The following is a 22,981-nucleotide window of genomic DNA, read 5'->3' as shown; positions in this document are numbered from 1 at the left end:
CCCCCCCCCCCCCCCCCCCCCCCCCCCCCCCCCCCCCCCCCCCCCCCCCCCCCCCCCCCCCCCCCCCCCCCCCCCCGACCCTCTCGTGCGGCATCACCGCACGACCGCCGGAGTCAGTCCATGCCGATCGACCGCAGGTACCGCAGCGTCACCCGGCTCGTCGCCGTGAGCAGCAGACCCGCCACGGCGGCCTGGTTGATCACGTCCTTCATCGCCAGGGTCGCGATCGACACGCCCGCGAGCGCGATCGCCACCACCACACCGCCGGGACCGCCGGCTGCGGCGACCGCAGCCGCCAGGAGCACGCCGACGACCGCGTCGCGGACCTCCTTGCCGTAGTCGCCCACGGTCAGACCACTCGCGATCCGGTCGACGATCACCTCCGGGCTGTCACCGGCCTCCCAGGCCTCCTTCATGCGCTGCAGCACGTCCCTGTCGCGGAACACCTGCCACAAGTCCCACCACTCTTCGGCGCCTCGAGCGATTCGCTCCACCACCTGCTTCGCCCCCTGGAACACCTCGCGGATGCTCGCCGGCGCCTTCGCGATGCTCGCCATCGCGAACCCGGCGTCGCTCAGGTCCTTGCCCAGCTGTGCGTTCGGACCCACATGGAGGAACCGCTCAAAGACCAGCCGATCCTCCTCGGTCAGCCACGAGGCGTACCGGTTCGCGTGCGAGTTGTAGTCGACCGGGTAGAGCGCCGGGTCCTGCGGGAGGTCCACGTAGTGCGACAGGTACATGAAGACCGTCTCGGAGCCGATGTCCCGGGCGTTGCGGTCCCGCCGGGAGTTCAGCTCCGCCATGTCGTAGGCGTGCGCCAGCCACTCCGCCTGCAGGTCGTTCCGCGCAGAGTCAGCGGCCAGGGCCGAGGCCGACGGCACCGGCTCGGCCAGCGGGCCGAGCTGCAGGCCGCTGCCCCACAGCACGCCCTCGCCGAGCATCGGCGGACCGACGACCATGCCGCCCGACCCCGGGTCGGGCTCCGGCTCCGGGTCCGGGTCGGGCTCCGGGTCCAGCTCGCCGCCCAGCCCGGCGAGCAGCTCCTCCAGCTCGGCCAGGAACTCCGGCCCACGGTCCTCGAGGTCGGCGAAGTCGGCGAACGAAAGCCCGAGCGATCCCAGAGCCCGCTCGGCCTCGTTCACCTCGGCGACCATCTCGGCCAGCGCGACCTCGGGCACCGGCTCGGGTGCGGTGCGGACCGGGGCGGCCTGCGCGGTCCCCACGGTCGTCAGCGCCATCGTCGCCGCGGTCAGCAGACCCACGGTCGTGCGTGCGGTGCGTCGCATGAGCGTCCTCACTCGTTCGTCCGGTGACGGCGGCTGACGACCCCCGGGTCGGGGGGACGCGGCTCGCAGGCTAGGGGTGGACCGGGGCCCCTCATCTCCGCCCCGAACCGCCACGCGTCCGCACGAAGGCACGCTTTGAGTGCCCCGCGCACCCGAGGAGCCGGGCACCCGGGAGCCGCCGCGCGACCGTCGCCGACCGAGGCGCCAGGAGCACGGCCCTCCGGAGGCGGACGACCGCGCTCCGTGCCACGCTCCGGACATATCGCCCGTGCAGGAGAGTCGCGGGCCCCGCGGGAGCCTTGCGGCGACCCCACCCGACACCTATAGTCGCGGCATGTGGCATCGTTGCCACATCGTCGGGCGAGGGAGCTGGGCAGGCCTCCCGCCGGCGTCCACGGTCGACTGGAGGCCTCGATGACGCAGCTGAGAGCCGACGCCGCTCCGGCCGTCGCACCCTCGTCCCGCGCCGCGCGCAAGCGCCGCACGCCCAAGGTGCCCTACAACAAGCGCGAGGCGCTGACGGGCTACCTGTTCATCTCGCCGTGGATCGTCGGGTTCCTGGTCTTCACGGCCGGCGCGATGGTCTACAGCCTGGTGATCTCGTTCAGCCACTACAACCTGGCGACGAACACCGCCCGCCCCGCGGGCTTCGACAACTACGCCCAGCTGTTCACCGACCCGCGGGTCGCGACGTCGCTGGGCAACACGCTGTTCTACGCGGTGCTCGCCGTGCCGCTGGAGATCCTGGTCGCGCTGGGCCTCGCCTCGCTGCTGAACCAGGCGGGTCGCGGCGCCGGCTTCTTCCGGACCGTCTACTACCTGCCCAAGATGACGCCCGCGGTCGCGACGGCGGCGGTGTTCTTCCTGCTGCTCAACGGCAACACCGGCGCGATCAACCAGTTCCTGCGGATCTTCGGGATCGAGGGGCCGCAGTGGCTGGTCGACCCGGCCTGGATCAAGCCGTCGATCGTGCTGATGACCCTGTGGGGCGTCTCCGGGACGATGGTGATCTTCCTGGCGGCCCTCAAGAACGTGCCGCGGGAGCTCTACGAGGTCGCCGAGCTCGACGGCGCGGGCGTCTGGCAGCGGTTCCGGAACATCACGCTGCCGATGATCTCCAGCGCCATCTTCTTCAACGTGATCGTGCTGTCGATCGCCGCGTTCCAGGTGTTCGACCAGGCGTACCTGCTGTTCTGGCGCGATCAGTCGAACGCGTCGCCCGAGGCGTCGCTGTTCTACGCGATCTACCTGTTCCAGCAGGCGTTCCGGCAGTTCAACTTCGGGTTCGCCGCCGCCATGGCCTGGCTGCTGTTCCTCATCATCATGGTCATCACGGCCATCCAGATGAAGTTCGGCAACCGGTTCGTCTACTACGAGGGGGGCAGGGACTGATGGCCAGCACCGGCACCACCAGCACGCCCGTCCGCCAGGTCCCCGGCCTGCCGGAGGACGCCACGGGGCAGGGCGACCGCCCGATCGACCCGAACCGGCCGCCGCTCGACGAGAGCCGCCCCGGCGGCCGCACCGGCCGGCGCGTGCGCCGCGGCCTCGTCATCGCGGCGCTGGTCGTGATGTCGTTCGTGTTCCTGTACCCGTTCGCCTGGCTGCTCGCGGCGAGCCTCAAGGGCCGCGGCCAGGTGTTCGACAACTCCCTGTGGCCGAGCGAGTTCCACTGGGGCAACTACGTCCGCGTGTTCGACGAGCTGCCGCTCGGGAACTGGATGATCAACAGCGTCGGCATCGCGGTCCTGGCCGCGGTCTCGGTGGCGGTGTCGTCGTCGCTGGTCGCGTGGGGCTTCGCGCACTTCCGGTTCCCGCTGCGCGGGTTCCTGTTCGGCCTCGTGCTGGCGACGATGATGCTGCCCGGCGCGGTGACGATGATCCCGATCTACCTGATCTGGAAGGAGCTCGGGTTCCTCGGCACCTGGGTCCCGCTGTTCGGCGCGAACCTGTTCGGGTCGGCGTTCTACATCTTCCTGCAGCGGCAGTTCTACCTGGGCCTGCCGCGGGAGCTGTTCGAGGCCGCCCGCATCGACGGCGCGAACCAGTGGCGGACCTACTGGCGGATCGTGTTCCCGCTGTCGCTGCCGTCGTTCATCATCGTGCTGCTGTTCGAGTTCCAGGCGTCCTGGAACAACCTGCAGGCGGCGCTCATCTACCTGAACGCCGGCAGCCCGGAGGACTTCACCGCGCCGCTCGGCATCGCGTACGCGATGACCCGGTACTCGCCGACGGCGGGCGGGCAGGGCGACTACCAGTACGTGATGGTCGCGGCGCTGCTCGTGACCCTCCCGATGCTCGCGCTGTTCGCGTTCGGGCAGCGGTACTTCATCGAGGGCGTGGCCACCCAGGGCCGCAAGGGCTGACGACGGGCGCGGGGGGGGGGGAGGCAAATGTGGTTTTGCCCCCCCCCCCCCCCCCCCCCCCCCCCCCCCCCCCCCCCCCCCCCCCCCCCCGCGTCCGGTCCGGCCCCTCGCGCGTGCGGCGCGCGTCAGAGCGGGTCGGGCAGGAGCGCCGGGTCGGCCAGCGCCTGCTCGCAGGCCAGGAGCAGCGCGCCGCCGGTCCAGGCGTGGCTCAGCGTGAGCAGCATGCCCTTGGGCTGGAAGCAGGCGGTCTGGTAGTACCGCTCGGAGGTCATGCCCCGGTAGGCGTTGAAGTCGCCGTCGAACCGGGCGACCAGCTGCCGGAAGCACGCGAGCGTCTCGGCGGCCCGGTCGGCGTAGTGCGGGTCGCCGGTGGCGGCGGACAGCTCCGCCAGCTCACGCGTGCAGACGAGGCCGTAGGCGTGCAGGTGCTGGTTCGACGGCGAGGCGTTGTCGGCGCCGCGGGTGGCGAACCGGTAGACGTCCAGCGGCGTCCCCTCCCGGAACCGGGTGTTGTAGGAGTACCGGAAGGTCAGCATCCAGTCCGCGGCGCGGCGGGCCAGGTCGAGCCACCGCGGGTCGCCCGTGCGCCGGTGCAGCGCGACGTACGACATGACGGCGACGTACCCGTCCTCGGAGGTCGGCGCCAGGTCGACGTCCTCGGGCGCGCCGTGCAGGAACTCCCGGTCGACGAACTGCGCGTAGTGCTCGCCGGCCCGCACGGCCGCCGCGAGGTAGGCGCCGTCCGCACCGTCGGGCCCGTCCCAGCGCGCGGCCTCGGCGAGCGCGGCGACCCAGGTCAGGCCGGCGGCGCCGTGCCACGACAGCACCTCGCCGGTCTCGGCGTGGTGCGCGGAGCCGAGGTTGCCGTCGGGCCGCTGCCGGCGGACGACGACGTCGAGGTTCGACCGCAGCGCGACCGCCCAGCCGGGGTGCGCGGCGCGGACGTCCTCGCCCAGCTCGAGCGCCCGGGCCAGGAACAGCGACGCCTCCGCGAGCGTGCGGGAGTGCAGCGCGCCCGGGGTGCGCGACCAGCTCTGCGACCAGCCGTGCTCCGCGTACCAGACGCCCCAGAACGTGCCCGAGGGCGACAGGTGGTCGCAGACGAAGTCGATGACCCGGGCCGCCGCCGTCCCGGCCTCGGCCGCGCCGCGCCGGCGCGCGTGCGCCAGCAGCGCGTACGCCCAGGGGATGCCGCTGACCCAGCCGACGTGCATCGCCTGCCGGTCGACGGTCAGGCCGTCCCGGCCCGAGACCTCGCGGTCGAAGCCGACCGTCTCGAGCAGGACGCCCGGCTCCGCGTAGTGCCAGCGGTGCAGGCCCTCGGCGGCCAGGTCGGCGGCCTCCGCGATCCCGACCCAGGGCCGCAGCGGCGAGGCCGCGCGGGTGCGCTCGTGCTCCTCGCGCAGGATCGCGGCGTAGGCGTGCCGGTCGGGTCCGGTCGGGTACACGGCGAACCGCAGCGTGACCCGCTCCCCCGGCGCCCAGCGGTACGTCGTCGTCTCCGCGGGGCGCGGCGTCCCCGAGCCGAAGTACGACACCGGGCCCTCGCGGAACGGGAAGGTCAGGTGCACGCTGCCGACCCCGGTCGCGGCGTCGTGCGCCAGGCCGAGGCCGGTCATGCCGAGCGCGGTCGTCTCCGGCGCGACCAGCGCGACGCCGCCCGGTCCCGCCCACGCGAGCACGGCCGGGGTCGCGGCGCGGTCCGCGCGGAACTCCCAGCGGTCGCTGACCATGCCGGCCGGGTCGTCGGCGCCCACCTCGAACCGCGGGAACGGCCGGTCGCAGTCGACGGGCCGGTTCTCGCCGTAGAACGCGCCGGGGATCAGCCACCAGGGCGCGTCGGGCGCCGCCGGCAGAACCGCCCGGAACCGGATACCGGCCTCGGTCGGCGCGTCGCCGCGGTGCTCGACGTCGAGCCGGACGTCGACCCGGCCCGACGCGGTGGGCGCCGCCCAGGTGGCGCGGACGCGAAACGACCCGGCCTCGCCGGCGACCGCGCCCGGCCCCGCAGGGGCCGACGGGATCGACGGGATCGACGGCACGGCGAGCACGGAGCCGTCCGCGAGCACCACCTCGGCCACGTGCGGCACGACGCCCACCACCGGGCCGTCGTCGCCGAACCACGCCGGCCCCGCCGGCCGGAGCGACCCCGTCGGTCGCAGCAGGACGCCCTCGTCCACGTGCCCCACCCTCCGCCGCGGCGCGGCCGTCGATCGGTCGGTCTGCCGGCGCTCAGGCCGCGGGCGGCTCGCCGGCCGCCCAGGCGTCCACCATCTCGCTGATCACGTGGAGCACCAAGGTGTGCATCTCCTGGATCCGCGGCGTCGCCGAGGACGGCACCAGCAGGAGGTGGTCGGCGTGCTCCCGCGCGGGACCGCCGTCGCCCCCCGCGAGCAGCAGCGTGGTCGCGCCGTTCGCGCGGGCGGACTCGAGCGCCCGGACGACGTTCGGGGACCGGCCGCTGGTGGTGAACGCGACGACCAGGTCGCCCGGGCGGGCGAGCGCCTCGACCTGGCGGGCGAACACGTCCTCGTAGGCGTAGTCGTTCGCGATGCAGGTCATCGACGTCGGGTCGGTGCTCAGCGTGACGGCGGGCAGCGGCCGGCGGTCCCGCTTGTAGTGGCCGACGAGCTCGCCGGTCAGGTGCTGCGCGTCCGCGGCGCTGCCGCCGTTGCCGAACGTGTAGAGGGTGCCGCCGCGGGCGAACGTGTCCCGGACCAGCTCCCCGGCGGCCCGGATGCGGTCGGCGAGCCCGACCATCGCGCCGGCGACGTCGGCGTGGGCGGCGAGGTGGGCGTGCAGCCAGTCGACGGGGCCGGCGGGGGCGTCGGCGGCGACGGGAGCATCAGGGGCGGCCGGGGTCAGGATCGGGGTGGTGGGGTCAGACACGAGCGGCCTCCGTCGGCGCGTGGTCGTGCGGCGGGCGTGCGGGTGCGGCGCCGGAGGCGTCGGCGAGTGCGGCGGGACCGGCGGCCTCGGCAGGACCGGCGGCCTCGGCAGGACCGGCGGCGTCGGCGGGCGCGGCGACGGCGGGCGCCGCGGCGACCCCCGCGCCGCCCCCGGGCAGCACGTCGAACGCGATCGCCCCGGCCCCGACGACGCAGACGACGTCGCCGAGCGCGGCGAGCCGCACCGTCGCGGCGCGCGCCGCCGGCGGCATGGCCTCCCGGGCGACGGTCGCCCGCACCGGGTCGAGCAGCATCGCGCCGGACCGGGTCACCCCGCCGCCGAGCACGACGAGCTCCGGCTCCAGCACGTTGACCAGGTCGGACACCGCGCTGCCGAGCAGGTCGACGGTCTCGTCCCAGACCCGCGCGGCGAGCGGGTCCCCGGCGGCCGCGGCCGCGCTGACGTCGGCGGCGGTGACCGTGGTGAGGGCGGCGAGCGACGAGGGCGGCTCCCCCGGCACCGGGTCGGCGAGGGCCTCGGCGGCGCGCGCCGCGATCGACGACCCCGACGCGTACGCCTCGATGCACCCGCGCCGCCCGCACGAGCAGGCGCGTCCGCCGCGGCGGACGGTGATGTGGCCGAGCTCGCCGCCGTTGCCGGCCGCGCCGCGGTGCAGCCGCCCGTCGAGGACGACGCCGCCGCCGACGCCGGTCGACACGGTCAGGTAGACGAGGCTGCCGAGCCCCTGCCCGGCGCCGTACCGGTGCTCGGCGACGGCCGCGGCGGTGGCGTCGTTCTCCAGCGCGAACGGGACGCCGAACGCGGCGGTCGCCAGCGGCCCGATCGGGACGTCGTCCCAGCCGGGCAGGTGCGGCGGCGACTGGAGCACGCCGGTCGGCGCGTCGAGCGGGCCGCCGCACGCGATGCCGACGGCGCCGACGGGTCCGAGCCCCGCCTCCGCGACCGCCTCGTGGCCCATCGCGAACAGCCGCGCGATCACGGCGTCCGGCCCCTCCTCGCGGCGGGTCGGGCGGACGCGCAGCCCGTGCACGGCCCCGTCCGGGGTGACCACCCCGACGGCGAGCTTGGTGCCGCCGATGTCGAGCGCGAGGACCGGCGTGCCGGTGGCCGTGCCTCCGCCCGCGGGCGCGGGCGAGCCGTCCGTCGTCATCCGTCCTCCAGACCCCCGGCGGGCGCGCGGCCGGGTGCGGCGGCGCGTGGCGACCCCGGGGCCCCATCGGCGTCGGTGCCGTGGGATCGCTCTGGGATCGATTCCAGATCGAGCATAGGAGTGGGCCCGAGAGAGCGTCAAGCGCGGCGTCGGAAAACGATCACTCGACCTGGGATCGAGTTCAGATCGCGGGGGTCTCGGGTGCCGGTCGCACCGGACACCGCGCACGGACCGGGCGCGGGGCGCCACGACGGGCCGGGCGACCGCCCGGCGCGCGTCAGGCGGCGGGCGGGGGCGCGGTCGACCCGCGCTGCGCCACGGCGGCCGAGAGCATCACGGTCCGCTTGGGCGACTCGGGGCTCTGGATCCGCTCGAACATCTGCCCGACCGCGGCCTCGCCGAGCGCGACCGCGTCCTGCGCGACCGCGGTGACCCCGGGCGTCACCATCGTCATCCACGGGGCGTCGTCGAAGGACACCAGGCTGAGGTCGTCGGGCACCCGCAGGCCGAGCGCCTGCGCGGCGCGCCACACGCCCTCCGCGAGCACGTTGTTGGCCGCGAACACGGCGGTCGGCCGGTCCGGCCCGCCGAGCAGGTCCCGGGCCACGCCGGTCGCGGCGCCGACGTCCCAGCCGCCGCGCACCACCAGGGCGTCGTCGAGCGGCAGGCCGGCGGCGAGGAACGCGGACCGGTAGCCGACCAGGCGGTCCCGACCGGTCGTCCAGTCCATCTCGTCGATGAGCAGCGCGACCCGGCGGTGACCCTGCTGCAGCAGGCCGGTGGTGACCCGCTCGGCGGCCGCCTTGTTGTCGACGACCACCGCGTCGCAGGCGCCCTCGGCGAACTGCCGGTCGACCTCGATCACGGGGATCCGGTGCCGGCCCAGGTACTCGGTGACCTCGGCGGACAGCGGGGTGAGGATGACGCCGGCGACGCGCAGCGCGACGAAGGTCTCGGCGGCCTCGAGCTCGGCCTCCACCGACCCCGCGTCGTCGGCCAGCATCATCGCGTAGCCGCGCTTGCGGGACTGGGCGCTGACCCCGCTCGCGAGGTCGGCGTAGAACGAGTTGCGCAGGTCGGAGACGAGCACGCCGATGGACCGGCTGACCTGCTGGCGGAGGTTGCGCGCCATCGCGTCGGGCACGTAGCCGAGCGTCTGCGCCGCGCGCCGGACCCGCTCGCGCACGGCCGGCGCCACGTAGCCGCGGCCCGTGAGCGCGCGCGAGGCGGTGGAGCGGGAGACGTCGGCGGCCTCGGCCACGTCCTTGATCGTGGCGCGGCGTCCCGGGGCGGTCGCCGCACCGCGCGTGCCCGGCGCGGCAGCCTCCATGCAGTGCTCCTCGATCCCCCGGCCCGTGGGCCTCAGTCCGCGACGACGTCCACGAGCGCCTCGGCGTGCTGACCGAGGAGCAGGTCCCCGATGCTGACGTCGACGGCCAGCCGCCGGCGGACCGCCGCGGGACCCGTGGGCACCACGTCCAGGTCGATCTCCGCGTGCCCGCCGGGCGGGAGCGCGACGACGGCCTCGTCGGGGTGCGCGCGCCAGCCTAGCGGCAGCACCGCGCGCACGGTCGCCTTCCGCTCCTCGCGCGCGGGGTTGCGGACCGTCACCGTGAACCGCGCGGGCCGGTCGGCGGGCACGGCGGACCGGTACGGCGCGATCCGGGCCATCCGGGTGTCCGAGCCGAGGTCGAGCTCGTCGAGCGGCAGCAGGTCGTGGTGGATCTGCACCAGCTCCTCGCCCTCGGCGTCGAGCATCGCGAGGTAGGCGTCGTCGACCCAGCGCGGCTCCCAGTGCCCGGACACCATCACGCCCGGCGCGACCCGGCGGTAGAGCGCGGCGCTGTCCCGGTAGTCGGTGACCCGGAACAGGTTCCGGTACTGGTAGTTGAGGATCTCCCGCCGGTTGCCGGGGATGCCGAGGCCGTCCTGCTGGTCCCCGGTGACGAGCACCCGCACGCCGTCGACCTCGACCTCGAAGGCCGCGGCGTACAGCGTGTGCCCGGGCAGCTCGTGCACGGTGATCTCGTACTCGTGCCAGCGGAACGACCGGCCCAGCGGCAGCACGCGGTCCACCGGGATCGGGTCGTACCAGAGGCAGGGCAGGTCGTGCCGCAGCGGGTCCTCGAGCACGGGCGCGACGTTCGCCGGCGCCCACACCTCGGTGCCCTCGACGTCGCGGAGCAGGTTCATGCCGGCCACGTGGTCGTCGTGGTAGTGCGTGGGCAGCACCGCCTCGACGGCCGTCACGCCGAACTCCCGGCGCAGCGCCGGCAGCGAGGCGAGCCACGGGCGCCGGGACGCGCGGTCGCCGCCGGACGCGAGGCCGGTCGTCATGTCGTAGCCGAAGTCCATCAGCAGCGCCGGACCGTCCCGGGACACCAGGACGTAGGAGCACGCGTTGCTCGACAGGTTCAGCAGGAAGTGCTCGGTGATCCGCTGGAACGGCTCGGCCAGGCGCAGCCGCAGGTCCCACGGCTGCGGCCGCCGGGAGTCGACGTAGCCGCGCATCCGGGTCGCCAGCAGGCCGAGCGCGTGCTGCGGGTCGTCCATCGGCCGGCCGTGCGACGGGAGCAGCAGGTCGAGGCGCTCGTCCATCAGCAGGTAGCAGGACAGGACCGTCATCGCCGGCCCCTCGTTCTCGGTGTACGACCACTGGGTGGCCGCGAGCGACCAGACCTTGCCCGGCGCGTAGACCAGGTCGCCGGTGAACCCCAGGCGGCGGCCGTCGCGCTCGACGACGTAGGACACCGACCCGGTGGTGTGGCCCGGCGTCGGCACGACCTGCACCGGAACCCCGCCGTAGACCCGGGTGCGGTACTCCGGCACGACGTCCGCGACCGGGACGGGCTCCAGCAGCGAGAACCGGTCCTCGCGCAGGTTGTAGTCGTTGACCACCTGCCGGGTGCGCCACATGTCGTCGACCCGGTCGAACAGGTCGCGCTCGACGGGCGGGACGTGGATCGCGATGCCCGCCGCGACGGCGCGCGGCAGCCCCTGGCCCTGGTCGCGGTGGTGGTGGGTCATCAGCACGTCGGTGATCCGGTCGACGCCCATCGCCTCGAGGTGGTCCAGCACCGCGCCGGAGCCGAAGTCGATCGCGACGGCGGTGCGGGTGCCGTCGGGCGCGGGCTCGGCGGCGCGGACGACGTAGACGTGGCAGGTGTCGGCGACCCGGAACACCCCGGGCGCGACCTCGACGACCTCGGCGGCGACGGTGGCGGGCATGGCGCCTATGGTATCGATTCCAGAGAGGGCGCCACAAGCGGTGCGACGGAAGAGAAGCGCTGCTCAGCGCCGGTTTCCGCCGCTATGCCGGATTCGTCCGCACCCCGCGCCACCCCGCCGCCCGTCCCCACCGCCGACCTTGCAGAAGATGCGGGGTTCCGGCCGCTCGAACCCCGCATCTTCTGCGAAGTCGGCGAGTCGGTGGCGCGGAAGTCGGGGGGCGGCTCGCGTCACAGTGCCAGGACCTGGCCCGCCGCCCGGAGCTCGTCCTGCAGGGCGGCGACGTCGACCGCCTGCACCGCCCGCCCCGACGCCGCCGCCCGGGCCGCGGCGAGCCCCGCGACGTGCCCGAGCATCTGGTACTGCGGCTCCATCCGGATCGACGAGAACGCCACGTGCGACGCGGACACGCACACCGGCACGACGAGGTTGGTGCAGTCCGCCCACCGCGGCACCAGCGCCCGGTACGGGATCGGGTACGGCGGCACCGGCACGGAGTAGTACCCCTCCGTGACGACCATGCCGACCGGCCGGGGGTGCTCGTGGACCCAGCGCCAGGTGCGCTGCACCTCCCGGACGTCCAGGTGGTACGAGCCCATCGCCACGACGTCGTGCCACCGGGCCGGCCCGCGCAGGTCCCGCTCGGTGAGCACGACCTCGCCGACCATGCGGCGCGCCTCGCGGACGTAGAGCTGGTGCGGCAGGTGGTCCGTGTCGGCGAACTCGTCGGCGGGCAGCCCCCAGCGGGCCAGCTCGCGGCGCACCGGCGCGGGCACCTCCGGGTCGTGGGTGAGGAACCACAGCAGGTCCTGGGCGTGGTGCAGGTGGTGGCGCCGGATCTCTTCGCGGCGGTCCGGCCCGGCGGTCGGGTACTCCCACGCGGTCCCGTCGAGGACGCTGAGCGAGAACGGCCCGAGCGAGTTGCCGTCGGCCTTGCCGCCGGGGAGGTTGGGCTCGAGCCCGAGCAGCGACCCCGCCGCCGGGACGTGGCCCGCCCGGGCCCAGTGCCGGAACAGCCGGCGGCCGAGCTCCCAGTGCGCGTCGTCGTACCCGGGGCGGCGCCCGACGGGCACCCGGTCGGCCGCGGTGGTCAGGCAGAGCCGGTAGCCGTAGGACATCACGCCGCCGTCGCCGGACCCGACGGGCGCGAGCGGCACGTCCCGTACCTGCGGCAGCACCGGGCCGGGGGTCTCGCCCGACGGGTCGTCGACGAACGGCGACACCCAGCCGGGGAACGCGTGCCGGCCGGGGACGGGCTCGCGGCGGCCCGCGAAGGTCTCGCCGTGCAGCGACCGGTCCTCGCGGCCGACCCGGTACGGCACGCCCGCGAGCGCCAGCAGGTCGCCCTCGTAGGTCGCGTCGACGAGCACGGCCCCGGCCCAGGTCCGGCCGTCCGCGGTGCGCACCGACCGGATCGCGCGGTCCGCCACGTCGGCCGACCGCACCGCCGCGCCGTGCTCGACCCGGATGCGCGGGTGGTCGAGCCAGCGCCGCAGGATCGCCTCGGCGACGTGCGGCTCCGGGCCCGCGTACGCGCCGATAGGGACGCCGTAGTGCGCCGCGACCTCCGCCCGGAACCGGGCCGCCGTCCCGCCGAGCACCCGGACGTCGCCGACGTCGGTGTAGCCGAGGCCGCCCGAGGTCATGCCGCCGACGTGGTCGCCGGGCTCGAGCAGCAGCACGGAGGCACCGGCCTCCGCCGCGGCGACCGCGGCGGCGACGCCGGCCGAGGTCGCGCCGACCACGACGACGTCGGCCTCGGCGGCCGGGGTGGTCGCGGCGGCGACGGGGCCGGCGACGGGGCCGTCGCCCGGACCAGCGGCCGGGCGGGCGCCGCCGTCGGCACCGCGCCCCGGGTCGCCCGTCACCCCCGCGCCCCCGCCGCCGTGCGGAGCCCCGCCCGGTACGCGGCCCACGACCGCGCCACCAGCGCGAGGTCCTCGGCGGTCAGCGGCTCCTGCGACCGGTCGATGCGCTCGGCGTAGTACAGCGCCGGCACCCCGCCCTCGGCCTGCGCCGCGACGTAGTCCCGCCACTGCGCCACGTCGAGCATCGGCCACTGGTCGGTGTCGACGAGGTGCCCGGGCAGCGCGGCGCGGGCGATCGACCGGCGCACCCGCATCTGGTCGGCCAGCGGCACCACCGCGCCCGCGGTGTCCCGCTCCAGCACGTCGTTGAGCCGGACCATGTCGCAGACGTCCGCGAACGCGGGGTGCGGCGTGTGCGTGACGACCAGCGCGTCGGGCTTGGCGGCCTTGGCCGCGCGGTACAGGTCGCCGAGCAGGGCGTGCAGCGCCGCGACGCCCCACGGCGCGTCGGCCGTCGCCCCGGTCGCCGGGTGCCGGCGCACCGAGTGCCCCGCCGGCGCCCGCTGCGTGAAGTCGACCTTGAACCCGTCCGCGTCGACCCCGTCGGGCCCGAGCAGGTGCGCCACGGTGCGCCGGACCCGCTCGCGGTAGGCCGGGCTCGCCGGGTCGGCGGCGACGGGGCGGCCCGCCGCGTCCACGAGGCACTCCTCGGCGGGCAGCCCCTCCGGGTCCCACGCCTTCCACCACAGCAGCACCCGCTGCCCGGCGGCGTGCCGCCCGGCGATCCAGGCGCGGAGGTCCGGCCAGCGGTCCGCGTCGACCTCCGCCGTCCCGTAGGCCCGCTGCCACTTGTCGTCCACCACGACCGTCCCGGGCAGCACGTCGTGCGCCGCGAGGTGGGCCAGCAGCTCGTCGTAGACGTCCTGCCGGGCGAGGTCGGGCGCGATCGGCAGGCCCGCGGGCACGACCGCCGGGCCGAGGTCCTGGACGAAGGACGGGTGGGCGGCGGGCTCCCCGGGCAGCGGGGCGCGGGCGCACTGGGCGCCCCAGCCGCAGAAGATCGGCTCCGCCCACCACCCCGCGACCGGCGCGACCGGCCCCGCCGGCGCGCCCGCGGCCACCAGGTCCGCGCGGTGGTCCGCGAGCGCCGCCCACGGGTCGGCGGCCGGGCGGAGCACCAGGGCCGGGCTGCGCCAGGTGCCGTCGACGGCGGTGTGCGCGTCGTGGTCGAGCTCGAGGAGGAAGCCGCCGTCGAGGGGCTGGTAGCGGAGCTCGGTCAGGCGCAGGTCGGCGACCGGGGCGACCAGGCCGAGGGCGAGCCAGCCCGGGGCGGCGCCGTCCGCCGCGCCGGGCGTCGCCGGCACGTCCAGCGCGGACGCCGCCGGCTCCCGGCCCAGCACGAGGCAGAGCGGCGGCGGGGAGAACACCGCGTGCAGGCGACCGGGCGAGGCGTCGCCCAGCACGCCCAGCGTCGCCGCCGAGGCCGCCGGGCGGACGAGGTCGACCGGCTCGGTGGGCGTCGGGACGAACACCGAGCGGTACTCGACCGAGGACCGGAACGTCCCGCCCGCGCCGGTGCGCAGCACGGCGCGCCCGCCGAGCAGCCGGACGTCGGTGAGCACGCCCGCGCCCGCGACCTCGACGGTCAGCTCGAGCCGGTCGGGCAGGCAGCGCAGCGTCGTCCGCCGGCGGCCCCACGCGGTGCTGCCGCAGTCGAGCCGCACCTCGGCGACCGGGGTGTCGACGGGGTCGGCGCCGACCGGCGCGCCCGCGGCGTCGTGCACGGTGGGCGCGCCGACGTCGTACGACTCGTCCGCCGCGCCCACGGCGTCCACGGACGCGAGCAGGCTGAGGTGCGACCAGATCCGGCCGTCGGGGTCGGCGAGCACGGCGCGCGGCGGATCGGCGCGGACCTCGAGCAGGTAGGCGTCGGCGTGGATCGTGCGGGTGCCGGGGGCGGCGGTGATGCGCATGGGTCCTCGGGTGTCGTCGGTGGGGTCCGGTCGGGGGGCGTCAGCCGAACGGGGCGATCACGGGCAGGTCGTCGGGCAGCGAGCCCGTGCGGGCGATCTCCGCGTACACGCGCCCGGAGTCCTTCACGGTCCGCCGCCCGGTCGCGTAGTCGACGTGCACGAGCCCGAACCGGGGGCGGTAGCCCAGCGACCACTCGAAGTTGTCCAGCAGGGACCAGTGCAGGTACCCGACGACGGGCGCGCCGGCCGCCATCGCCTCGTGCACGGCCCGCAGGTGGCCGAGCAGCAGGTCGGTGCGGCGGACGTCGTGCACCCGGCCGTCGTGGGTGGGCGCGTCGCCGAACACCCCGCCGTTCTCGGTGATCATCAGCGGCGTGCCCGGGTGGTCGCGGTGCAGCCGGAGCAGCAGGTCGCGCAGCGCGTCCGGCACGATCTCCCAGCCCTCGTCGGTGCGCCGGACGTCGCCCACCGGCCCGACGACCTGCCACGGGAACGGCCGGTCCGGCCCGGTCGGCGCGGCGGCCACGACGCGGCGCGTGTAGTAGTTCACGCCGATCCAGTCCTGCCGGCCGCCGATCCGGTCCTCGTCGCCGGGGCGGATCACGTCGTCCAGCGACCGGCCGAGCGCGCGCTCCCAGTGCCCCCGCACGTCGTCGGGGTAGCCGCGGCCGGCGAGCGGGTCGAGGGACCACCGGTTCACGTAGCCGTCCGAGCCCCACGCCGCCGCCGCGTCCTCGGCCGAGCCCGTCGCCGGGTCGCACGGGAACAGGCTCAGCGCGCAGCCGGTGCGCGCCCCCGGCGCGTGCGCCTTGATCGCGTCCGCCGCGGCGCCGTGGCCGAGCAGCACGTGGTGCGAGGCGGCGACCGCGGCGCCGAGGTCGGCGACCCCCGGCGCGTGCAGGCCGAGCTGGTAGCCGAGCAGGGCGACGATCCACGGCTCGTTCTGGGTGACCCACCACGTCACCCGGTCGCCCAGCCGCCCGGCAACCGCGTCGGCGTACTCGGCGAAGGCGTCGACGGACGACCGGCCGGCCCAGCCGCCGTCCGCCATCAGCGCCTGCGGCATGTCCCAGTGGTTGAGGGTGAGCACCGGCTCGACGCCGCGCTCGAGCAGGGCGTCGACGAACCGCTCGTAGTGGTCCAGCCCGCGGGTCTCGACGCGCCCGCGGCCCTCCGGCACGACCCGGGACCACGCGACCGAGAACCGGTACGCGCGCAGCCCGAGCTCCGCGACCAGGTCGACGTCCTCGCGCCAGCGCCGGTACGAGTCGCAGGCGCGCGAGCCGTCGCCGCCGCCCTCGACGGCGCCGGGCCGGGCGGCGAACTCCTCCCAGACCGAGCGGCCGCGGCCGTCCGCGTCGAGGCTGCCCTCCACCTGGTACGCGGAGGTGGCCGCGCCCCAGAGGAAGCCGGGCGGGAAGGTGGTGGTCACGGGCGGGCCTCCTGGGGGACGCGGGGGGCGGGGACGGGCGGGACGACGTCGGCGGTCGGGAGGTTCCAGGCGTCGAGGACGAGCCGGCGGTCCTCGCGCGCAGCGGTCCAGCGGGCGCGGAGCGTACGGGTGGCTCCGGGGAGCAGCGGGCGCGGGTCGCCGTCGAGGACCGCCCGGCCGGGCGCACCGGCGGGGCGGGCGTCGAGCAGCGCGAGGCCGACGACCGCCGGGCCGGAGCGGTGCGCGACCTCGACCGCCACCGCGTCCGGGCCGTCCGGGCGCACGGCGACGTCGACGGTCGCCGGCGCGAGGTCGAGCAGCGGCGACAGGTCCGCGGCCGACGTGGCCACGACGACCTCGTGGTCCAGCACCGCCCCGTCCGCCGCGGTCCACACGACCTCCCAGAGCAGCACGGCCGCCCGGGGCAGCGCGGCCGCGGGGTGCCGGAGGTCGCCGACCGGGCGCGGCTCCCGCACCGGCTCCGGCACCGCCCACCGGCGCTCGGCCAGCACGTCGCCGTCGGCGGTGCGCAGCCGGGCGACCACGTCCGAGCCGGCCGCGACGCCCCCGTCGGACCACAGCCAGACCTCCGCCGCGGCGTGCACCCGGCCGCCCCAGGCGGTCGTCGCGGTCCGCGGCGTCGCGCGGTCCGGGTCGAACGCGCGGGCGACCGCGTGGAACGCCGGCTTCGGGTCGCCGAGGTGGTCGACGACCGCGGTGCACCAGGCGTTCGGGTACGACTCCGCGAGCTGCCACGGCAGCACCAGCGAGCAGCGCGGCCACCGGCGCCGGTCCGCCTCGACCGCGTACGCGAGGCCGGTCGCCTGCAGGTGCTGGCTCGCGCGCCGGTAGCCGTCGACGTCCGTGAGCCGGCCGGCGAGGCACTGCTGGACCAGCGGGGCGTTGTCCCACCACTCGCCGAGGTGCCGGTGCACGGGGTTCGACCGGTCCACCGGCCACACCCGGTCCGCGGGCACCAGGTGGTCGAGCAGCCGGCGGTTCGCCATGCCCTCGACGCCGAACTCGCTGTGCGCGAGGCAGGTGCCCGCGTCCGCCAGGGCGTGCTGGCCGGTCAGGCCCTGGTGCTCCCACGGGCCGTGCACGTCGTGCTGGTCGTCCGGGGCGGCGGCGATGACGTCCGCCCGGTGGTGGAACGCCGGCCCCGTGGGGGACGTCGGCAGCCACGCGCGGCCGGGGTCGAGCCGGGCGACCTCGTCGCGCAGCGCCGCGAGCACCGGCGACCGGTCCTCGTCCAGGGGCACGCCGTCGAGGTCGAGCTCGTTGCCGCCGCCCCAGACCAGGAGGCTCGGGTGGTGCGTGCGCGGCGGCACCACGACCCCGGCCTCGCGGCGCATGAGGTCGACGAACGCGGCGTCGTCCGCCGGCGCGCTCTGCATCCCCGACGACGACTGGGACAGCTCCTGCCAGACGAGCAGCCCGGCGCGGTCGCAGGCGTCGTAGAACGTGTCGGTCTCGACCAGCCCGCCGCCCCACACCCGCAGCAGCGCCGCGCCCGACGCGGCGGCGAGGCCGACCAGGTGCTCGACGCGGTCGCGGGTGGTCGTGCCGTACTGCGCGTCGGCGGGCGCCCAGTTCCAGCCGACGAGCGGGAGCCGCACGCCGTTGACCTCCGCGGTGTACCCGCGGGCGCCGGCGGGGGCGCCGGCGTTCGGGACGAGCCGGGCGGTGCGGAAGCCGGTCGTGCCGCGCCAGAGCTCGCGGCCACCGCGGGTGGCGGCGACGCGGACGGTGTACGTGGTGGGGGTGCCGAGGCGGCGGGGCCACCAGAGGTCGGGCGCGGGGACGCGGAGGATGACGTCGAGCGGGCGCGCGGTGCGCCCCGCGGGGAGGTCGACGCGCCGAGCGGCCACGACGGCGCCGGAGGCGTCGGCCACCTCCACGTCGACCGCGCCGTCCCCGCCGTCCCCCACCTCGACGACCCCGCGCACCCGCACGGTCCCGTCGACCGCGGCCCCGAGATCGGTGCTTCCGGCCGAGATCGGTGCTTCTGAGCACCGATCTCGAGCCGAACCACCGACCTCGGCGCCCAGCAGGTCCGCGCGGACGGTGACCGCCGTCAGGTGGACGCGGTCGATCACGACGCGCGCCGGGCGCCAGAGGCCCTGGTGCGGCAGCCGCGGGCAGAAGTCCCAGCCCTCGGTCATCCGGGGCCGGTGCACCCGGACGCGCTCGGTGCGACCGACCTGCGGCTCGTTCGGGGGCACCGGGTCGACCACGACGGCCAGCCGGTGCTCGCCCGGCGTCGCCGCGGCCTCCGCGACCTCCGCCCGGAACCGGTGGTACAGCCCCTCGACGCGACCGAGCGGCTCCCCGTCCCAGAGCACCGTGCCCGACGGGTCGACGCCGTCGAGCTCCAGCACCGCCCGCTCCCCCGGCCCGCGCTGCGGCAGGTCGACGGTGCGGCGGTAGACCCAGTGCCGGGCGCCGGTCCACTCGGCCGCGCGGCTGTTCCGGTCCCGGTACGGGTCGGGCAGCTCGCCCGCGCGCGCCAGGTCGGTGACCACCGAGCCGGGGACGGTCGCGGGCCACCAGCCGGGGGTCGTGGCGGCGGCCCGGGCGGCGTCGGCGGCGTTGTTCCGGGCCGCGACCGGCGCGTCCACGTACCACTGCCAGGTGTCGCCGAGCGCCTCGCGGACCAGCCAGCCGGGGCCGGAGAGGTCGAGGACGCGCCCGTCCCGGGAGCGCGGGGGGGCCGGGGCGTCGTCGCTGGTCGGCGGATGTGGCATCGATGCCATATTCCTACCGAACCACACCGGGACGAGGCGGCGCAACGAGCGCGGGGCGCCGGATCCCGCTGCCGGAACGGTCCCGCGGGCGCGCGGTGCGCTGCCGCACCCGGCAGCACGACGGCGGAGGGGGCGCGATGGCGGAGGCACGGCTGGACGGCGACCAGGAGCCCGCGCGCCCGGCGCCCGCGCCCGACGACCCCGGGGCCCGCGCCGCGCGCGACCGGCGCCGCTCCGACCGCGCCCGCGTGGTCGAGGTCGTCGCCCTGCTCGGCGGGGCGGCGCTGATCCCGGTGCTGTGCTGGCACCGGCCCGGACCGGACCACGTCCCCTGCTGCAGCGGCGACTGCCCGGGCGGCTAGCCGTCCGCGAGCGCGCCCAGCCGCTGGCGGCCCACGACCGCGAGCAGCCGCAGCTTCTCCGCGCTCTCGCTGCCCGGCACGGCGGTGTAGACCAGCATCAGGTGCGACTGCTCCGGGTCCACGAGCGTCTGGCAGCTCAGCTCCAGCGCGCCGACCTCCGGGTGCACGAACCGCTTGGTCTCCCGCGGACGCAGCCCGACCTCGTGCCGCTCCCACAGCTCGCGGAACTCGGCGCTCCGGTCGAGCAGCAGCTCCGCGTACCGGGCCGCGCGCGAGCCGGGGCCGCGCCGGGTCAGCACCTCGCGGAGCCCGGAGGCGTACAGCCGGGACAGGAAGGCGTGGTCCTCCGGCTCGTACAGGTCCCGGGCACCCGGGTCGGCGAACCACCGGTACCCCAGGCTGCGCGACGGCCCCGTGAACCGGGTGGTGTCGCCGGTGAGCGCGACGCCCGCCGGGGTCTGCCGCAGGGTCTCGCCCGTCTCGGTGACGACCTCGGCCGGGGTGTCCTGCAGGCGGTCGAGGATCCGCAGCAGCGCCGGGCCGACGTGCTCGCCGCTCGCGCCGCGGGCCGGCGGGTGGTGGCCGGCGAGCCGGAACAGGTGGTCCCGCTCGCCGAGGGACAGGTGCAGGCCCTGCGCGATCGAGGCGATCATCTGCTCGGACGGCTGCGGGCCGCGCTCCCGCTCGAGCCGCGCGTAGTAGTCGGTCGACATGTGGCAGAGCACCGCGACCTCCTCCCGGCGCAGGCCGTCCGTGCGGCGCCGCGGCCCGCGCGGCAGGCCCACGTCCTCGGGCTGCAGCGACTCCCGCCGGCGGCGGAGGAACTCCGCGAGCCCCGCCCGGTCGATCTCCATGCGCCGCCCTCCCGCGATCCGGCCGGCGCGTCCGCCCGGCCCCGCCGTCGTTCCTACCCTGCCCGGCGCCCCGGAGCCACGGCCCGGCGATCCGTGGATGAGCGCGCCCTGGATCCGCCCCGCGCCCGCGGCGACGGTGGTCCCACGCCCACCGCCGCACCCCGAGGAGCCACCGTGTCCCGCTTCGACCTCACCGTCCCCGACCAGTCCGGTCGCCGCGCCGTCGTCACCGGCGGCAGCGACGGCATCGGGCTCGGCATCGCCACCCGTCTGGCCGCCGCCGGCGCCGAGGTCGTGCTGCCGGTCCGCAACCCCCGCAAGGGCGAGGCCGCCCTCGCCGCGATCCGCGCAGCGGCCCCGGGCGCCGACGTGTCCCTGCGCACCCTCGACCTGTCCTCCCTCGACTCGGTCGCCGCCCTGGGCCGCACGCTGCTCGACGAGGACCGGCCGGTGCACCTGCTGGTCGGCAACGCGGGCGTGATGACCCCGCCCGACCGGCAGACCACCGCCGACGGCTTCGAGCTGCAGCTCGGCACCAACCACCTCGGCCACGCCGCGCTGGTGCTGCACCTGCTGCCGCTGCTCCGCGCCGGGCGCGCCCGGGTGGTGTCGCAGCTCAGCATCGCCGCCGCGCGCGGCCGCGTGCACTGGGACGACCTGAGCTGGGAGCGGTCGTACGACGGCATGGGGGCGTACCGGTCGTCGAAGATCGCGTACGGGCTGTTCGGCCTCGAGCTCGCACGCCGGAGCGAGGCCGCCGGCTGGGGGATCACCAGCGTGCTGTCGCACCCGGGCGTCGCGCCGACGAGCCTGCTCGCCGCGCGGCCCGAGGTCGGCCGGGCGGGCGACACCCGCGAGGTGCGGCTGATCCGCCGGCTGTCGGCGTGGGGCATCACCGGGACGCCGACGTCGGCCGGGCTGCCGGCGCTCTACGCCGCGACGTCGCCCGACGCCCGGAGCGGGCGGCTCTACGGCCCCGGCGGGCTCGGCCACCTCGCGGGCGCCCCCGCCGAGCAGCGGCTGTACCGGTCGCTGCGGAGCGCGGACGAGGCCCGGCGGGTCTGGGAGGAGACGGAGCGGCTGGTCGGGGTGCGGGCGGCGTGACCGGGTGCGGGACGCCCGCCCGGCGCCCCGCCGTCAGCCCGGCCCGGGCCGCGCTCCCGCCCCCGCCGCGCCGTCCGCGAGCGCCGCCAGGTCCGCGACCGACGCGTACCGAGCGGCGCCCTCCGGCCCGCCGGCCACCTCGATCGCGAACGCCGGCGCCCCGGGCGTCAGGTCCACGGTCAGCACCGCCGTGGCGCCCGCGCCGTCGTCCCAGCGGAGCACCAGCCGCCCCGGCGCGACCTCCCGGGACGCGAACGCGCCCCCGAACGCCGGGTGCCGGGTGCGCAGCGCGACGAGCCCGAGCTGCGCCCGGGTCACCTCGCCCGCGAGCGCCGCGGCGAGCTCGGCCGGGTCGTAGACGTGCCGGTTGACCTCGCGGCCCTGCCCGGTGCGGGCGAACCGCTCCATGTCGTCCGTCCCGGCGAGCAGCCCGACGTAGTAGATCTGCGGCCGGCCGGGCACGAACAGCTGCACGGCGCGGGCGAGCAGGTACGCCACCGGGTCCTCGCCGAGCATCGAGAAGAACGTCGCGTTGATCTGGTGCGGCATCGCGGCCCACGCGGGCGTGGTGGACGCGAGCGCCGACCGGCCCGCGGTCCGGCGCTCCGCCTCGGCGAAGACGCCGGCCATCTCCGCGGTCGACAGCAGGCCGGGCCGGTCGCCGGCCGGTCCCGCGTCGATCACGCCGATGCCGTCGTGGGTGTCGAGCACGGTGATGGCGTTGCGTGGCCGGATGTCCAGCCAGTGCGCGAGCCGGGCCGTCTCCCCGGTCGCCAGGCCGTGCAGCAGCAGCGGCGGCAGCGCGAAGTCGTAGACCAGGTCCACGAGCGGCGCGATCGCCGCCTGCTGGGTGTGGTGCGCGTGCACCTCGACCAGCACCTGCAGCCCCTCGGCGTGCGCGAGGGCGGTGATGTCCTCGACGAAGGCCAGCGTCTCCGGCGTCATGAACGAGTCGGTGCCCGGCGTCTTCACCGCGTAGCCGACCGCGTCCAGCCGGACCGTCGACACCCCGCCGTCGGCGAGCGTCCGCAGGGTGCGGCGCAGGTAGGCGCGGGCGGCGGGGTGCTGCACGTCGAGGTCGACCTGCGTCGGCATGAACGTCGTCCAGACCAGCCGCCGGGTGCCGTCGGCCCGCTGGTAGGGCGTGAACGGCAGGCCGAGCCGCGGCCGGTAGAACGCCGTGATCTCGCGCTCACCGGCGCCGTCCGGGAACACCGTGTCGTAGGTGAGGAACATGCCGTCGGCCGGCGACTCCTCGCCCCGTGCGAGCCAGTCGCGGAACTCGGCCGAGTCCGCCGACACGTGGTTGACGATGAGGTCCGCGGTCACGTGCACGCCGTCGGCGGCGAGCGCCCGCACGTCGTCCCAGGTGCCGAGGCGCGGGTCGATGGCGTTGTGGTCGACCGGGTCGAAGCCGGCGTCGTCGCCGTCGAACGGCACGAAGAACGGCAGCAGGTGCACGCCGCGGAACACCGCGAGCGGGCCGTCGCGGAGCAGCGCGCGCACGCCCGCGAGGTCGCCGCCGAGCCGCTCGGTGTAGGCGAGCAGGTGCACGCCGTGGTCGGCGGCGGTCACCGGGCGCCTCCCGCCAGCGCGGCGACCAGCGCCGCCAGGCCGCCCGCGGGCGAGGTGAGCACGGGGACCGCCGCCTCCGCCCGCGCGGCCGCGCCCGCCATCGACGCCTGCGCCAGCACCACCGCGTCGGCCCCGGCCGCGGCCTCCGCGACCGCCCGGGCCACGAGGGCGTCGGCCCCGTCTCTT

At 76.5% G+C, this 22,981-nt stretch carries 16 protein-coding genes and 1 pseudogene; 4 read left to right on the top strand and 13 right to left on the bottom strand.

Annotated features, from left to right (window positions below):
* Window positions 1–113: 113 nt before the first annotated feature.
* Entirely contained in the window at window positions 114–1,286 is a 1,173-nt protein-coding gene (locus AC3WUG_RS16790) for a hypothetical protein (RefSeq protein WP_492328708.1), read from the bottom strand.
* 414 nt (window positions 1,287–1,700) lie between these two features.
* Between AC3WUG_RS16790 and AC3WUG_RS16785 the strand changes: the two genes are divergently transcribed.
* Both AC3WUG_RS16785 and AC3WUG_RS16780 read left to right on the top strand, forming a co-directional pair.
* Complete coding sequence (locus tag AC3WUG_RS16785; RefSeq protein WP_492328707.1) at window positions 1,701–2,678, top strand: carbohydrate ABC transporter permease; 978 nt, start codon at window positions 1,701–1,703, stop codon at window positions 2,676–2,678.
* Window positions 2,678–3,652, top strand: coding sequence for a carbohydrate ABC transporter permease (locus AC3WUG_RS16780; protein WP_492328706.1), 975 nt, complete (start codon window positions 2,678–2,680; stop codon window positions 3,650–3,652). Before AC3WUG_RS16785 ends, AC3WUG_RS16780 begins: the two co-directional genes overlap by 1 nt.
* Before the next feature lie 125 nt (window positions 3,653–3,777).
* Here the strand turns inward: AC3WUG_RS16780 and AC3WUG_RS16775 are convergent, their stop codons facing one another.
* From AC3WUG_RS16775 to AC3WUG_RS16735, 9 genes are all read right to left on the bottom strand, one after another.
* Window positions 3,778–5,832, bottom strand: coding sequence for a hypothetical protein (locus AC3WUG_RS16775; RefSeq protein WP_492328705.1), 2,055 nt, complete (start codon window positions 5,830–5,832; stop codon window positions 3,778–3,780).
* A gap of 52 nt (window positions 5,833–5,884) precedes the next feature.
* Complete coding sequence (locus AC3WUG_RS16770) at window positions 5,885–6,541, bottom strand: D-sedoheptulose-7-phosphate isomerase (RefSeq protein WP_492328704.1); 657 nt, start codon at window positions 6,539–6,541, stop codon at window positions 5,885–5,887.
* Complete coding sequence (locus tag AC3WUG_RS16765) at window positions 6,534–7,712, bottom strand: ROK family protein (RefSeq protein WP_492328703.1); 1,179 nt, start codon at window positions 7,710–7,712, stop codon at window positions 6,534–6,536. Before AC3WUG_RS16765 ends, AC3WUG_RS16770 begins: the two co-directional genes overlap by 8 nt.
* Before the next feature lie 277 nt (window positions 7,713–7,989).
* Window positions 7,990–9,042, bottom strand: coding sequence for a LacI family DNA-binding transcriptional regulator (locus tag AC3WUG_RS16760; RefSeq protein ID WP_492328702.1), 1,053 nt, complete (start codon window positions 9,040–9,042; stop codon window positions 7,990–7,992).
* Window positions 9,043–9,074: 32 nt separating this feature from the next.
* The gene (locus tag AC3WUG_RS16755) at window positions 9,075–10,940 is read right to left on the bottom strand and encodes an MBL fold metallo-hydrolase (RefSeq protein WP_492328701.1); all 1,866 of its coding nucleotides are present in this window, start codon (window positions 10,938–10,940) and stop codon (window positions 9,075–9,077) included.
* A gap of 230 nt (window positions 10,941–11,170) precedes the next feature.
* Window positions 11,171–12,808: an FAD-dependent oxidoreductase gene (locus AC3WUG_RS16750; protein ID WP_492328700.1), complete on the bottom strand. Its 1,638-nt coding sequence runs from the start codon at window positions 12,806–12,808 to the stop codon at window positions 11,171–11,173.
* The gene (locus AC3WUG_RS16745) at window positions 12,805–14,721 is read right to left on the bottom strand and encodes a hypothetical protein (RefSeq protein ID WP_492328699.1); all 1,917 of its coding nucleotides are present in this window, start codon (window positions 14,719–14,721) and stop codon (window positions 12,805–12,807) included. The genes AC3WUG_RS16750 and AC3WUG_RS16745 overlap by 4 nt, the downstream gene beginning before the upstream one ends.
* 40 nt (window positions 14,722–14,761) lie before the next feature.
* Complete coding sequence (locus AC3WUG_RS16740; RefSeq protein ID WP_492328698.1) at window positions 14,762–16,153, bottom strand: GH1 family beta-glucosidase; 1,392 nt, start codon at window positions 16,151–16,153, stop codon at window positions 14,762–14,764.
* The gene (locus AC3WUG_RS16735) at window positions 16,150–18,900 is read right to left on the bottom strand and encodes a glycosyl hydrolase 2 galactose-binding domain-containing protein (RefSeq protein ID WP_492328697.1); all 2,751 of its coding nucleotides are present in this window, start codon (window positions 18,898–18,900) and stop codon (window positions 16,150–16,152) included. Before AC3WUG_RS16735 ends, AC3WUG_RS16740 begins: the two co-directional genes overlap by 4 nt.
* A gap of 137 nt (window positions 18,901–19,037) precedes the next feature.
* Between AC3WUG_RS16735 and AC3WUG_RS16730 the strand changes: the two genes are divergently transcribed.
* The gene (locus AC3WUG_RS16730; protein ID WP_492328696.1) at window positions 19,038–19,262 is read left to right on the top strand and encodes a hypothetical protein; all 225 of its coding nucleotides are present in this window, start codon (window positions 19,038–19,040) and stop codon (window positions 19,260–19,262) included.
* Here AC3WUG_RS16730 and AC3WUG_RS16725 read toward each other — a convergent pair.
* A complete protein-coding gene (locus tag AC3WUG_RS16725; protein WP_218705454.1) occupies window positions 19,259–20,116 on the bottom strand; it encodes a helix-turn-helix transcriptional regulator in 858 nt (285 codons plus the stop codon). The genes AC3WUG_RS16730 and AC3WUG_RS16725 overlap by 4 nt on opposite strands.
* A 174-nt stretch (window positions 20,117–20,290) precedes the next feature.
* Here AC3WUG_RS16725 and AC3WUG_RS16720 point away from each other — a divergent pair, with 174 nt between their 5' ends.
* Window positions 20,291–21,220: an SDR family oxidoreductase gene (locus AC3WUG_RS16720; RefSeq protein WP_492328695.1), complete on the top strand. Its 930-nt coding sequence runs from the start codon at window positions 20,291–20,293 to the stop codon at window positions 21,218–21,220.
* A 33-nt stretch (window positions 21,221–21,253) separates the two neighbouring features.
* Here AC3WUG_RS16720 and AC3WUG_RS16715 read toward each other — a convergent pair whose 3' ends face one another.
* Both AC3WUG_RS16715 and AC3WUG_RS16710 read right to left on the bottom strand, forming a co-directional pair.
* Window positions 21,254–22,795 carry an alpha-amylase family glycosyl hydrolase gene (locus AC3WUG_RS16715; RefSeq protein WP_492328694.1) on the bottom strand — a complete coding sequence of 514 codons (1,542 nt, stop codon included), beginning with the start codon at window positions 22,793–22,795 and terminating at the stop codon, window positions 21,254–21,256.
* Window positions 22,792–22,981 (bottom strand): annotated as a pseudogene (locus AC3WUG_RS16710) (aspartate/glutamate racemase family protein); the annotation flags it as partial. The gene AC3WUG_RS16715 and the pseudogene AC3WUG_RS16710, both read right to left, overlap by 4 nt.

It is taken from the genome of Cellulomonas sp. EB106-03-03-XG116, assembly GCF_058792015.1.
This window is presented reverse-complemented; position numbering and strand designations above follow the sequence as displayed.